The organism is Herbaspirillum camelliae, assembly GCF_001929405.1.
Lineage (GTDB): Bacteria > Pseudomonadota > Gammaproteobacteria > Burkholderiales > Burkholderiaceae_D > Herbaspirillum > Herbaspirillum seropedicae.
The window spans coordinates 3,379,168-3,392,574 of sequence record NZ_KV880769.1; the positions used below are offsets into that span (position 1 = coordinate 3,379,168).

At 63.4% G+C, this 13,407-nt stretch carries 13 protein-coding genes; 6 read left to right on the forward strand and 7 right to left on the reverse strand.

What is annotated here, in order from left to right:
- Positions 1-8 precede the first annotated feature (8 nt).
- Positions 9-542, reverse strand: a complete 534-nt coding sequence (locus tag BGK68_RS15035; protein ID WP_075257769.1) for a hypothetical protein — start codon at positions 540-542, stop codon at positions 9-11.
- A gap of 209 nt (positions 543-751) precedes the next feature.
- On the opposite strand from BGK68_RS15035, the gene rpsO reads away from it, so the two are divergent.
- From rpsO to BGK68_RS15050, 3 genes are all read left to right on the forward strand, one after another.
- Positions 752-1,021, forward strand: a complete 270-nt coding sequence (gene rpsO, locus BGK68_RS15040; protein WP_006712917.1) for a 30S ribosomal protein S15 — start codon at positions 752-754, stop codon at positions 1,019-1,021.
- Positions 1,022-1,357: 336 nt separating this feature from the next.
- Positions 1,358-3,496 (forward strand): polyribonucleotide nucleotidyltransferase, encoded by a 2,139-nt coding sequence (pnp, locus tag BGK68_RS15045; RefSeq protein ID WP_075257770.1) that lies wholly within the window; start codon positions 1,358-1,360, stop codon positions 3,494-3,496.
- A 342-nt stretch (positions 3,497-3,838) separates the two neighbouring features.
- Positions 3,839-5,131 (forward strand): NAD(P)/FAD-dependent oxidoreductase, encoded by a 1,293-nt coding sequence (locus BGK68_RS15050; RefSeq protein WP_075257771.1) that lies wholly within the window; start codon positions 3,839-3,841, stop codon positions 5,129-5,131.
- An 84-nt stretch (positions 5,132-5,215) separates the two neighbouring features.
- Here BGK68_RS15050 and BGK68_RS15055 read toward each other — a convergent pair whose 3' ends face one another.
- The 6 genes from BGK68_RS15055 to pxpB form a co-directional block, all read right to left on the reverse strand.
- On the reverse strand, positions 5,216-6,220 hold the full coding sequence (locus BGK68_RS15055) for a DUF2891 domain-containing protein (protein ID WP_075257772.1): 1,005 nt from the start codon (positions 6,218-6,220) through the stop codon (positions 5,216-5,218).
- Between the two features lie 71 nt (positions 6,221-6,291).
- Entirely contained in the window at positions 6,292-7,278 is a 987-nt protein-coding gene (locus BGK68_RS15060; RefSeq protein ID WP_075257773.1) for a DUF979 domain-containing protein, read from the reverse strand.
- Positions 7,275-8,000, reverse strand: coding sequence for a DUF969 domain-containing protein (locus tag BGK68_RS15065; RefSeq protein WP_013233768.1), 726 nt, complete (start codon positions 7,998-8,000; stop codon positions 7,275-7,277). The genes BGK68_RS15060 and BGK68_RS15065 overlap by 4 nt, the downstream gene beginning before the upstream one ends.
- Before the next feature lie 269 nt (positions 8,001-8,269).
- Complete coding sequence (gene pxpA, locus BGK68_RS15070; protein WP_075257774.1) at positions 8,270-9,010, reverse strand: 5-oxoprolinase subunit PxpA; 741 nt, start codon at positions 9,008-9,010, stop codon at positions 8,270-8,272.
- 9 nt (positions 9,011-9,019) lie between these two features.
- The gene (locus tag BGK68_RS15075) at positions 9,020-10,054 is read right to left on the reverse strand and encodes a 5-oxoprolinase subunit C family protein (RefSeq protein WP_075257775.1); all 1,035 of its coding nucleotides are present in this window, start codon (positions 10,052-10,054) and stop codon (positions 9,020-9,022) included.
- On the reverse strand, positions 10,051-10,701 hold the full coding sequence (pxpB, locus tag BGK68_RS15080) for a 5-oxoprolinase subunit PxpB (protein ID WP_075257776.1): 651 nt from the start codon (positions 10,699-10,701) through the stop codon (positions 10,051-10,053). Before pxpB ends, BGK68_RS15075 begins: the two co-directional genes overlap by 4 nt.
- A 256-nt stretch (positions 10,702-10,957) precedes the next feature.
- On the opposite strand from pxpB, the gene BGK68_RS15085 reads away from it, so the two are divergent.
- The 3 genes from BGK68_RS15085 to tpiA all read left to right on the forward strand — a co-directional run bounded on the left by BGK68_RS15085 (position 10,958) and on the right by tpiA (position 13,345).
- Positions 10,958-11,470 (forward strand): winged helix DNA-binding protein, encoded by a 513-nt coding sequence (locus BGK68_RS15085; protein ID WP_013233772.1) that lies wholly within the window; start codon positions 10,958-10,960, stop codon positions 11,468-11,470.
- 36 nt (positions 11,471-11,506) lie between these two features.
- Positions 11,507-12,484: an NAD(P)H-quinone oxidoreductase gene (locus tag BGK68_RS15090; protein ID WP_013233773.1), complete on the forward strand. Its 978-nt coding sequence runs from the start codon at positions 11,507-11,509 to the stop codon at positions 12,482-12,484.
- A gap of 111 nt (positions 12,485-12,595) precedes the next feature.
- Entirely contained in the window at positions 12,596-13,345 is a 750-nt protein-coding gene (gene tpiA, locus BGK68_RS15095) for a triose-phosphate isomerase (RefSeq protein ID WP_075257777.1), read from the forward strand.
- Positions 13,346-13,407: the final 62 nt, after the last annotated feature.

Consider the following 13,407-nt stretch of genomic DNA (forward strand, 5'->3'; position numbering starts at 1 on the left):
GACGGTGGTCAGAAGCGGAAGCGCGAATCGTCGTAGCGCGGATCAGGACCGTTCTCGACTTTCTCCACGATGCCCTGGTCGGTGAAATAGACCGTCATCATCGAATTCCAGACGCCGCTTTCCTTGTAGCCGTAGTTCCAGGCTTCGAAGGGGATGCGGGCGTAGCGCGTCACCTCGGTGGGGCGACCGACGCGGCGCAGGACGTCGAGCTTGGTGTCCTGCTTGGGGCGGATGGCGCGGAAATTCTCGATGGTCCAGACTTGCTCATAGGAAATGAGGCGATGGTCGGGGCCGATGCGGGCCATGTACTGATACTGGCCAAAGGCGCCGGCGCCGTATTCGAAGACACGCACGTTGCCATCGGGATACACATTGGTCGGCGGTCCCAGGCGAGCCACGACCTGGTCTTCAGGTTCGCCCGGCTGCACCGGCGGCTGCAGCAGCGAGGCGCAGCCCGACAGTGTGGACAGCGCCGAGAGGGCCAGCAGCGCGGCCGCCAGGCGCGGGCGGGCGCGTTGGAAGAGGGGGACGAAAGAGGGCATGCGAGACTCCTGATCAGATTGTCACTTCATCATCATCGGACTGCGGCGTGGCCTGACGGCACGCGGGCGTCGGTCAATGTTGGTGAGAATGACTTTTTGCTATATAATTTCGCGTCCGGTCGGTTTGACCGGATTCTCATTTTTTGTTCACGGTATGCAGGGCAGGCAAGTTCCGACGCTCCGCACACCGCTTGTGAAAGGTAAACGCAATGTCCATCGAAAAAGCAGCCAAGGCTGCCATTATCTCCGAAAACGCCCGCGGCACGAACGACACCGGTTCTCCGGAAGTGCAAGTCGCTCTGCTGACCGCACGCATCAACGACCTGAACGGCCACTTCAAGGCCCACGTCAAGGATCACCACTCCCGTCGTGGCCTGATCAAGATGGTCAACCGTCGCAAGAGCCTGCTGTCCTACCTGAAGAACAAGGACGCTGACCGTTACCGCGCCCTGATCGAGAAACTCGGTCTGCGCAAGTAATTTGACTCCGCGTCTGGGTCCCGGGGTTTGCGCCCCGGACCACCACGAAATGCCTGCGTCACTCGTTGACGCGGGCATTTTGTTTTTTGCGATTCCGCAAGCTCAGGCATAAGCCGGGGCAAGTAGCATCGCAAAACGCCCTCCCTCGGGGCAGGAATGCATCATCGTTTCATCGCGGCAGGCTGTTTGTGTGATCAATGCCGCGTTCGTCGTGAGTGACCGGTTTCGCCGGCCACTGTGGTGAGGTGAACGACAGCGCCTGAAAATCTGTCGGCAAAAGGAAGTCGTGCACCGCGGACACAGTCGGGGCAGGCTCCATAAAAGAAAGGAAATACCGTGTTCAATAAAGTAACCAAGACCTTCCAGTACGGTCAGCATCAAGTGACCCTGGAAACCGGCGAAATCGCTCGCCAGGCTTCTGGCGCCGTGGTGGTGTCGGTGGAAGACACCGTCATCCTGGCCACCGTGGTGGCCCGCAAGGAAGCCAAGCCCGGCCAGGACTTCTTCCCGCTGACGGTCGACTACATCGAGAAGACCTATGCAGCCGGCCGCATCCCCGGCGGTTTCTTCAAGCGTGAAGGCAAGCCTTCCGAAAAGGAAACCCTGACCTCGCGCCTGATCGATCGCCCGATCCGCCCGCTGTTCCCGGAAGGCTACCTCAACGAAGTGCAGGTGATCATCCACGTGCTGTCGGTGAACCCTGAAATCGATCCGGACATCCCCGCCATGATCGGCGCCTCGGCCGCCCTGTCGCTGGCCGGCATCCCCTTCAATGGCCCGGTGGGCGCAGCCCGCGTGGGTTACATCGACGGCCAGTACGTCCTGAACCCGACCACTTCGCAGCTCAAGTCCTCGCAGCTGGACCTGGTGGTGGCCGGTACCGAAACCGCCGTGCTGATGGTGGAATCGGAAGCCGACCAACTGTCCGAAGAAGTCATGCTGGGCGCCGTCGTGTTCGGTCACGACCAGTCCAAGGCCGTCATCGAAGCCATCCACGCGCTGGTGCGCGAAGGCGGCAAGCCGGAAGTCCAGTGGACCGCCCCGGCCAAGAACGAAGCCCTGATCGCACGCGTGTCGCAACTGGCCGAAGGCCCGCTGCGCGAAGCCTACCAGACCAAGGACAAGCAAGCCCGTACCGAAAAGCTCAAGGCCGTCACCGCTCAGGTCAACGAAGCCCTGATCGCTGAAGCCGCTGCCAACAACGGTGTGGCCGCTGATTCTGCCGAAGTCGGTTCGATTCTGTTCGATCTGGAAGCCAAGATCGTGCGCTCGCAGATCCTGGAAGGCGAACCTCGCATCGACGGTCGCGACACCCGCACCGTGCGTCCGATCTCGATCCGTACCGGCGTGCTGCCGCGTACCCACGGTTCGGCCCTGTTCACCCGTGGCGAAACGCAAGCCCTGGTCATCGCGACCCTGGGTACCGCACGCGACGAACAGAAGATCGACGGCCTCTTGGGCGAATACTCCGATCGCTTCATGCTCCACTACAACATGCCTCCGTTCGCCACCGGCGAAACCGGTCGCGTGGGCACCCCGAAGCGCCGCGAAATCGGCCACGGCCGTCTGGCCAAGCGCGCGCTGATCGCCGCGCTGCCGGCCGCTGACGAGTTCAGCTACTCGGTGCGCCTGGTCTCGGAAATCACCGAGTCCAACGGTTCCTCCTCGATGGCCTCCGTGTGCGGCGGCTGCCTGGCATTGATGGACGCCGGTGTGCCGATGAAGGCCCACGTGGCCGGCATCGCCATGGGCCTGATCAAGGAAGGCAACAAGTTCGCCGTGCTGACCGACATTCTGGGCGATGAAGATCACCTGGGCGACATGGACTTCAAGGTGGCCGGTACTGCCAATGGCATCACCGCCCTGCAGATGGACATCAAGATCCAGGGCATTACCAAGGAAATCATGCAGGTCGCGCTGGAGCAGGCCAAGGAAGGCCGCCACCACATCCTGGGCAAGATGCAGGAAGCCGTGCCGGCTGGCCGTGCCGAACTGTCCGACTTCGCTCCGCGCCTGATCACCATCAAGATCAATCCGGAAAAGATCCGTGACGTGATCGGCAAGGGCGGCGCCGTCATTCGCGCGCTGACCGAAGAAACCGGCACCCAGATCGACATCAGCGACGAAGGCGTGGTCACCATCGCCTCCGTGGATGCCTCGGCTGGCCAGGAAGCCAAGCGCCGCATCGAAGAGCTGACCGCTTCCGTGGAAGTGGGCAAGGTCTACGAAGGCACCGTGCTGAAGCTGCTGGACTTCGGCGCCATCGTTCAGGTCCTGCCGGGCAAGGATGGCCTGCTGCACATCAGCCAGATCGCCAACGAGCGCGTCAACGCTGTGGCCGACTACCTCAAGGAAGGCCAGCAAGTGCGCGTCAAGGTTCTGGAAACCGACGACCGTGGCCGTCTGAAGCTGTCGATGAAGGCTGCCCAGGCTGAAGAGGGTGGCGAAGCTGCTGCTCCGCAAGAAGCCCAGTAAGACCTTCTGCCGTGGGTAGCTGATGAGCTTGCCCCGGCAGGTCTGACCAGGTAACAAGGAAATCCCCCGTGCCGCAAGGCCGGGGGATTTTTTTGTGGAGGTCAGCGATCAAGGGCGGGGGACAATCTGCCCAAGTGCTTTCGAACCAAAAGTATGCGATTCTGTCGGTCTGCATTGAGGGACATCAATGTCCCGGTATGCCGCGCTCATCAGGGGAGGCGCGGGCGATACTGCCATGCAGGCATATCCGAATAGAGAGTAGGGGACAGCTGCGCAACCCGGCCACGTCAGAGGGACGGGTTTGCGTGGACAGAACAACAGGTTACTTTTGAAAGGAAGGCAATGCCCCACGTAGTCATCATCGGTTGTGGATTCGGCGGCCTGGCCGCCGCGCGCGAACTGGCCAATGCCGAGGTGCGCATCACCATGATCGATCGCAGCAACCACCACCTGTTCCAGCCGCTGCTCTACCAGGTGGCCACGGCAGGGCTGTCGGCTCCGGCCATCAGCGCACCGATCCGCGCCATCCTGGCGCATCAGCGCAACCTGACCACCTTGATGGCCGCCGTGACGGGCATCGACACCGCCGCCAAGACAGTGCAGCTCGAAGACGGCAGCACGATTGCCTACGACCACCTCATCGTGGCCGCCGGTTCCACCCACAGCTATTTCGGGCGCGATGAGTGGAGCAGCCTGGCACCGGGCCTGAAGACCCTGGAAGACGCCTTCGAGATCCGCAAGCGCATCCTGATGGCCTTCGAGCGCGCCGAGCGCGAGAGCGATGCGCGGCGCCGCCAGGAATGGCTGACCTTTACCGTCATCGGCGGCGGTGCGACCGGCGTGGAAATGGCCGGCACGCTGGTAGAGATCGCCCGCCACACCCTGGCCGGCGAATTCCGCAACATCGATCCGCATTCGGCGCGGGTGGTGCTCATCGAAGGATCGGACCGCATCCTGGGCGCCTATCCGCCCGACCTCTCCGACAAGGCGCGCGAGCAGTTGCAGAAGCTGGGCGTGGACGTGCGTACCGGCAGCCGCGTGGTGCATATCGATGAGACCTGCGTGCGTTATACCAACTTCGATGGCGAACAGACCTTGTCCACCCGCACCGTGATCTGGTCGGCCGGTGTGGCGGCTTCGCCGCTGGGCAAGACGCTGGGCGTGGAGTTGGACCGTGCGGGTCGTGTGCCGGTGTCGCCTGAGCTCAATATCGCCGGGCATGATGATGTCTATGTCATCGGCGACCTGGCGGCGGCGCAGTCGGAGGGCAAGCCGGTGCCGGGCGTGTCGCCGGCGGCCAAGCAGATGGGTCGCGTGGCTGCACGCAACATCAAGCATCGCATTGCCGGCCAGACGCCGGAGACCTTTGTCTACCAGGACTATGGCTCACTGGCCACGATCGGCCGCAAGGCGGCCATCGCCATGGTGGGCAAGCTCAAGTTCTCGGGCTATCCGGCCTGGTTGTTCTGGCTGTTTGTGCACGTGTATTTCCTGATCGGCTTCCGCAATCGCATCATGGTGATGGCGGACTGGGCCTGGGCGTATTTCACCTTCAAGCGCAGTGCGCGGGTGATCTCGGCGACCATGCCGACGCAGGCAGAGCAGTCGGCCTTGCGCAAGGAAGTGGCAGAGTAGGCATTCCCGCCCCATCAGCAGAAAGCCCTCGTTCCCGGTGACGGAAGCGAGGGCTTTCTTCTTTCTTGCAGGGGCGCGTGTGGCTCAGTCTTCCAGCGCCAGCATGGCGAAGCTGGCCAGCCAGTGGCCGCCGCTGTAGTGGCTGCCGACGACCTGGTCGATGGAGGCGGCGATGTGGCGCTGGATGGCAGCCTCGATGGCGCTGCGTGCGGCGTGGCCCGCGGGCAGGTGGCGCAGCACGGTCTTCAAGCACCAGGCGCGCGAGAGGTTCAGGCCGTCCAGGTGGGCGATCTTGGGATTGGTCGGGTCGGAGACGAGGGCCGGCTGCATGATCTGCTCGATCTCTGCCATACGCGGTAGATACTGGTCGAACCAGGCGGCGAAGGCTTGCGCCGACAGGACCTTGCTCATCAGTAGTGCCTCGGTGAGCGCGCCAGAGATGTACTCGTCGCCGCCGGGTTCATAGTGGGCGGGATAGTCGGTGTCCTTGCCGTAGTAGCGCTGTGCGCTGGCCAGGATGACCTGTTCCAGTTCGACATCCTTGACATGGCGCGCCTGATCCAGCGACAGCGCCAGGGCGAAGGCGGTGTTGTAGTGCGTGCCAACCCGGATCGGATAGCTTAGCTTGGACAGGTACTCCAGCAAGCGGCGGCGGATCTCCAGCGTCAGTGGCTGCATCGCGGCGCGCCAGCTAGCAGCACGCGGCAGCGTGGATTGCGCCAGTTCCTGGTCCAGTGCGAGTATCCAGCCGAAGCCATAGGGACGTTCGAATGAGGCCCGGCCACCGACGCGGAAATAATCGGTCTCGCGCTCCATCAGTTCGGGCGTAAAGTGCTCATCGAAAATGGCTTCGATGTCAGGGCGTGCAGGCAGCTCAGGATAGCGCCGCACGCAGCGCAGCAACAGCCAGAAGCCATGCACGGCCGAGTGCCAGTCATAGCAGCCATAGAACACCGGATGCATGGCGCGCGGAGAGAGCACATCCCCGGCGTCATTGAGCACGTGCATGATGTGATTCGGATATTCCTGGCGCAGATAGGCCAGCGGCATGCGGGCAAACTCTTCAGCCCGTTCCAGTGTGAGTTGCATGGGGACTCCTTGAGGCAATGTGGGCGACCTGGCCGGCATCGTCTGCGGCCAGGTCCGGCCTTCCGACAAGATCAGCGGAAGGCGAGGAAGTACATCAGGAACACGTTCACCGTCAGCAGCGTCAGCGCGGTGGGGATCTGCACCTTGATGACCTGGTACTTGTTCTTCAGTTCCAGCAGCGCCGCCGGCACGATGTTGTAGTTGGCCGCCATCGGCGTCATCAGCGTGCCGCAATAACCGGAGTACATGCCGATGGCCACCAGCGGTGCGGGGTCAGCGTGATGGCCCAGGATCAGGAAGGGCAGGGCGATGCCCGCGCTCATCACCGGGAAGGCGGCGAAGGCGTTACCCATCACCATGGTGAACAGCGCCATGCCCACGCAGTAGATCACCACCACCAGGAAACGGTTGTCGGGATTGACGAACAGGCTCACCACCTGCTGTACCGACGTACCGGTCTTGGCCGCCACGAAGACGCCACCCAGCATGGCCAGCATCAGCGGCAGGATGGCGGCCCAGCCGATGGAATCCACCAGGCGGCGCGACTGGCGCACCGCTTGCAGCGGCGTGCCACGGGTCAGCACGCAACCAGCGATGAGCGCACACACGCAGGCCACGCACAGAGCCGCCAGCGTGAGCTGCTTCTGGTCCAGCAGCGTCACGCCGCCTACCGAAACACCCTTGAGCAGTACGGTACAGGCCACCGTGATCACCGGGATCAACACTGCGGGGAAGAACAGCCAGTTGCCCAGTTTCCTGGACGAAGCCACGCGCTCCTCCTGGGTGGAGGTGGCATAGCTGCCCATGGAGAGCATGCCGGTGCCGGCGATCAGGGAGATGATGATGACGGTGCCGCCGATGATGCGGTGGGCCACGGACTTGCCGAGGTTTTCCACCAGCAGGTCACCGAACAGGAAGACCGCGCCGAAGAGGAACCAGAACAGCGCCGTGGTGAAGCGCTTGGGGTTGCCCTTGTCGCGCAGGGTCATGACGGTCAGCATCATGACGATGATGCCGATGAGGTAGTAGATGCGATTGATCGAGATGAGCGTATTCATGCGGACACCTTGGCAGCGGATTGGGTGGCCTTCCACGCATCGACATCGCGGCGGATGGAAGCGTCGAGGCGGGTCAGACGGAACATGTGGATCACCAGCGCCGACAGTGCAGTGGGGATGGCCCACAGGCCGATGTGCAGCGGCTCGATATTGGTGATGCCGTTTTCCTTCAGGAAGGCGTCCATCAGCAGCACCGCGCCAAAGGCGATGAAGATATCCTCGCCGAAGAAGACCGCGATGTTGTCGCAGGCCGCAGCATGCGCCTTGATCTTGTCGCGGATGTGTTGCGGCAGGTCTTCGCCATAGGCGTTCACTGCAGCCCCCTCAGCCATCGGCGCCAGCAGCGGACGCACGGTCTGCGCCTGGCCACCGAGGTAGATCAGGCCCAGGGCGGCCGTGCCTTCACGCAGGATGAAGTAGAGCATCAGGATACGCGCCGAGGTGGCGCTGGCGATGCTGGAGATCCAGGCCTGGGCACGCTCCTTCAGACCGTAATGTTCCAACAGGCCGATGATGGGCAGGATCAGCAGGAAGGTCGCCAGCGAACGGCTGTTGACGAACTTCTCGCCGAAGGTTTCCAGCAGCATGCCGAAATCCATGCCCACCGACAGGCCGGTGGTGAGGCCCGCGACCGTGACCACCAGCAGCGGATTGAAACGCAAGGCAAAACCGGCCACGACGATCGGTATCCCGATCAGGGGCAGCAGTGTCGTACTCTCCATGAAAAACTCCCTATGTGAATGTGGAAAAGATCCTATCGTCCTAGTGCAAGGTCCGTGCCAACTGCATCGCGCAAAGCCGCGCCCGGTCTGGCTTTGCGGCAATCACTGTAATGTAGGGACGTGACTTTTCCTGCGACCTCGCGGGCCTCGTACTGGCGACTTTTCTTCTTGTGGTTGGAACAGAACTACCGCTTGTGACTACCTTGAATCCTGTCGTGCTGGGCACATTCCCGCATGGTGCGACGCTGCGTAAGACATCTCACACCGTCTCACGCCGCCGCGCGCACCGCGATGCGCTCTTCGTGCAGGCGCGCCCGAATCTGGCGCGCAAAATCCAGTGCATGCGCGCCATCTCCGTGCAGGCATACGGTCTGTGCATTGACTTCGACGATGCTGCCGTCGATGGCCTTGACCTTCTTTTGCTTGACCAGCATCAGGGTCTGGGCGATGGCGTCGGCATCGTTGTCGATCATGGCGCCCGGCTTGCTGCGCGCCACCAGGCTGCCGTCGGCTTCATAGGCGCGATCGGCGAAGACTTCTTCCACCGCATTGAGATCGGCGTGGCGGGCGGCGGCGATCAGTTCGCTGCCGGCCAGGCCATACAGGCTCAGCTCGGGATTGAAGGTGCGGATGGCGGCGCAGATGGCGTTGGCCAGGACGGCATCCTTGGCGGCCTGGTTGTAGAGTGCGCCGTGCGGCTTGACGTGCGTCATGCGGCCGCCTTCGGCGCGCACGATGGCCTCGAGCGCGCCGAGCTGATAGAGCATGCCGCTGAAGATTTCTTCGGGCGGCAATTGCATGGCGCTGCGGCCGAAGTTTTCGCGGTCGGGGAAGCTGGGGTGCGCGCCGATGGCCACGTGATTCTGGATCGCCCAGCGCACGCTGCGGCGCATGGTGTTGGCGTCGCCTGCATGCCAGCCGCAGGCGATGTTGGCGGAGCTGACCAGGGTCAGCAGTTGTTCGTCGGTGTCGCAGCCTTCGCCGAGGTCGGCATTGAGATCGATATGCATGGCGTTCCCTTATTTCTTGTAGAGCGTGGCCCGCGACCAGTCCAATGCGGCGACCGTGGCGCGGATGGAGTCGAGGTAGCGTTGCTGTTCTTCGGCGGCGGCCAGGGCATCGGCCATCTCGCAGGGTTCCAGTCGTAGCGTGGCGTTCAGCGGCGCTTGCGCCAGCTTCCACAGGTCAGCGCCGATGATCACGCCGATCTTGGGATAGCCGCCGGTGGTCTGCGCGTCGCCCATCAGGATGATGGGCTGGCCCGAGGGCGGCACCTGGATCACGCCCGGCACCACGCCGTGCGACAGCATGTCGCGGCCTTGCTTGCGCTTGAGTTCCGGACCTTCGAGGCGATAGCCCATGCGGTTGCTGTTGGGCGTGACGCGCCAGGTAGCGGACCAGAGCGCGTCGCGCGCGCTCTTGCTGAACTGGTCGAATTCGGGACCGGGCAACACGCGCAAGGTGACGTGCTGGCTATGTTCGTCGGCGCGCAGGGCCAGGCCGCTCCAGCGTGGTGAACGTACCCCGAAGGCGGGGCCGTGGACGGCGGCGGTAGCGGCTTGTGCATCGCCGATGGGCAGCTTGTCGCCGCGCTTGAGGGCGCGTCCCTGATGACCGCCGAAACCGGCCTTGAGATCGGTACTGCGTGAACCCAGCACCAGCGGCACATCGATGCCGCCAGCCACGGCCAGGTAGGTGCGCATGCTGTGACGCGGCGCCTGCTCGGGCGAATCGGCGGCGGTCAGGCTCAGTTTGAGGATGCTGCCAGCGGCAACCGGAATGCTCCAGCATGCGGCGATGGGCTTGCCATCGAGCGTGGCGCCGATGTCGTCGCCACCCAGGGCGATGCGAGTGGCGCGGGTGAAGCGCAGCTCGGCCACGCCCATGGTGATTTCCAACCCTGCCGCATCGACTGGATTGCCGACCAGCAGGTTGGCGCTGGCCAGGGCCAGGGTATTGAGCGCGCCGCCGGGATGGATGCCCAGGCGGCGATGGCCATAGCGGCCCATGTCCTGCACCGAGGCCAGCATGCCGGGTTGGATGATGTCGATCATGAGGCCACGCGCTCCACGGTAAAGCGTACACGGTCGCCGGGACGCAGCAGCGTGGGCGGTTCCTGGGAAGGGGCGAACAGTTGCAGGGTGGTGCGGCCGATGAGCTGCCAGCCGCCGGGCGAGGCCATGGGATAGATGCCGGTCTGTTCGCCGCCGATGCCGACCGATCCGGCCGGGATGCTCACGCGCGGCGTAGTGTGGCGCGGTGTCGCCAGGCTGGCGTCGAGCCCGCCCATGTAGGCGAAGCCGGGCAGGAAGCCCAGGAAGTAGACCACGTACTCGGCATTGCTGTGACGGGTAATCACTTCCTCTGTCGACAGGCCGGTATGGCGCGCCACATTGTCGAGGTCGGGGCCGGCGCTACCGCCGTAGACCACCGGGATCTCGACCGTGCGCCCGACGCTGCGTTCGCCGCTGAGCTTGGGCCAGGCCGTCTGGATGCGTTGCGCCAGGATGTCCAGGTCGGCCACGGGGCGTCTGGTGATGAGCGTCAGGTTGTTCATGCCGGGCACGACTTCGCTGACTTCTTCCCATTGGCCGGCCAGTTCGGCCAGCGCCCAGATGCGCTGCTGCTGGGGCAGGGTGGCGGGGGGCGGCAAACTGCATAGCAGTGCGCGATCGCCCAAGGGGTGGAGCTGTGGCTGCATGTGTCTCTTGCCTCGCCGTTGATTTTTGTTGAGAACCCGCCGATGCCGCCGACGGGGTCAAGGTGCGTCTGGTGATGCCCTGCTTTTTTGCGGATATTACATTCCAAAGAAAATATAAACAATATGTCGATAAATTATTTATTTGGTCTTTACGTTATAGTGTTGCCATTCCGTCGCCCTGACTTATCCGCTTCCCATGAGCCAAGAGAACAACGAGACGTCCAGCCCCGTCCAGCCTGATGCGCAAGATGTGGTCATGGCCCCGCGACCGACCAAGATCGTGTCGTCCCAGCACCTGGTGTCAGAACGCAGCGCCGAGCTGTCCGAGCTCGAATATGCGCTCATCATGGCCAGCAATGCCTTCAACCGCTGGATGGTGCGCTGCATGGCCGCTGCTGGCGCCAAGGACATGACGGCCATCGAGGTGTCGCTGTTGCATCACGTCAATCACCGTGACCGCAAGAAAAAACTGGCCGATATCTGTTTCGTATTGAACGTCGAGGACACCCACGTGGTCACCTATGCCTTGAAGAAGTTGGTCAAGGCCGGCTACGTCAAGAGCGAGAAGGCGGGCAAGGAACTGCTGTTCTCGACCACCCCGGCCGGGCAGGCGCTGTGCATGAAGTACCGGGAGGTACGCGAGCGCTGCCTCATCGAGGTGCAGGCTGAGAGCGGCATTCCCAACCAGGCCATCGGCGAGGCTGCGCAGTTGCTGCGCAATGCCTCCGGCTTGTATGACACGGCAGCACGGGCGGCGGCCTCGCTTTGAGACCCATCACACTCCATTCAATGAAGGATAGGACACATGCGCGCAATCGAGATCAAGGAATTCGGCGGCCCCGAGGTATTGCAGGCCTGTGAACGGCCCGTGCCGGAGCTCAAGGCGGGTGAGGTACTCATCAAGGTCCATGCGGCGGGCGTGAATCGCCCGGACGTGTTCCAGCGGACCGGCAACTATCCGGTCCCGCCAGGCGCCTCCGACCTGCCGGGCCTGGAAGTGGCGGGCGAGATCGTGGCGGGCGACCTGGGCGACAGTGGTTTCAAGCTGGGCGACCTGGTCTGTGCGCTGGTGCAGGGTGGCGGTTATGCGGAATTCTGCGCCGCGCCGCTGGCCCAGTGCCTGCCTGTGCCCAAGGGCTTGAGCGCGCTGGAGGCGGCGGCCCTGCCGGAAAACTACTTCACGGTGTGGAGCAATGTGTTTGACCGCGGACAGCTGTCGGGTGAAGAAACCCTGCTGGTGCAGGGTGGTTCGTCCGGCATTGGCGTGACGGCCATCCAGATCGCCCGCGCCCTGGGTCATCGCGTGTTCGCCACCGCCGGCAGCGCCGAGAAGTGCCGCGCCTGTGAAGAGTTGGGGGCTGAGCGCGCCATCAACTACAAGACCGAGGATTTCGAGGCCGTGGTCAAGGAATTGACCGGCGGCCGTGGCGTGGATGTGATCCTCGACATGGTGGGCGGTGACTATTTGCCGCGCGAGATCAAGGCCCTGGCCGACGATGGTCGCCTGGTCTTCATCGCCCAACTGGGCGGGGCCAAGGGACAGCTGGACATGGGGCAGGTGATGCGCCGTCGCCTGACCATTACGGGCTCGACCTTGCGTCCGCGTCCCGTGGCCTTCAAGGCCGCCATTGCGGCCAAGCTGCGTGAACATGTCTGGCCCCTGATTGAGGCCGGCAAGATCCGGCCGGTGATCCATCATCGCTTCCCCCTGGAGCAGGCTGCACAGGCGCACGCCATGATGGAAGGCAGCACCCACATCGGCAAGATCATGCTGGAGCTGTGAGCCGGCAGGGCGGCTGGGCGCTAGCCGGTCGCTCTGGTTTGACCGTGTGGATGGCAAGCGGCTACAATATGGGGTTATCCAAATCGAAACCGAATTCAACGAACATAGCCTATGCGTCGCAAACTTGTAGCCGGTAACTGGAAAATGAATGGCAGCCTGGCTGCCAATGCTGCCCTGGTGGCCGGCATCAAGGAAGGTCTCGCGGCCCAGGCTTGCGATGTTGCAGTATGCGTGCCGGCGCCTTACCTGGCGCAGGTGCAGGCGGCTGTGGCCGGTTCGCCGGTGGGACTGGGCGCGCAGGACATGTCCGCCCATGCTTCGGGCGCCTATACCGGCGAGGTGTCGGCGTCCATGTTGCAGGAATTCGGGGTGCAGTACGTCATCCTGGGTCACTCCGAGCGTCGCGCCTATCATGGCGAGTCTGATGCAGCGGTGGCGGCCAAGACGGTGGCTGCGCTCAAGGCCGCTCTGGTGCCGCTGGTGTGTGTGGGCGAGACGCTGGAGCAGCGTGAAGCCGGCCAGACCAATGCCGTCGTGGGTGGTCAGCTCGATGCTGTGCTGGCTGCGCTGAGCGTGGAAGAAGCTGCCCGCATCGTCGTGGCTTATGAGCCGGTCTGGGCAATCGGCACCGGCAAGACCGCTACGCCCGAGATGGCGCAGGAAGTGCATGCGATGTTGCGCGCGCGTCTGGGTGCCAAGAGCGCGGAAGCTGCTGCCAAGGTGCGCATCCTGTACGGCGGCAGCATGAAGCCCGATAATGCCCAGCAGTTGCTGGCCATGGGCGACATCGATGGGGGTCTCATCGGTGGTGCGGCGTTGAAGGCGGCGGATTTCCTGGCGATCATCAACGCAGCGACCTGAGTTTCAGGCAGGCGGTTCAGGTTTCAAGTAAGGGGTTTGTCAGCCGCGCGGGAGATACTCCG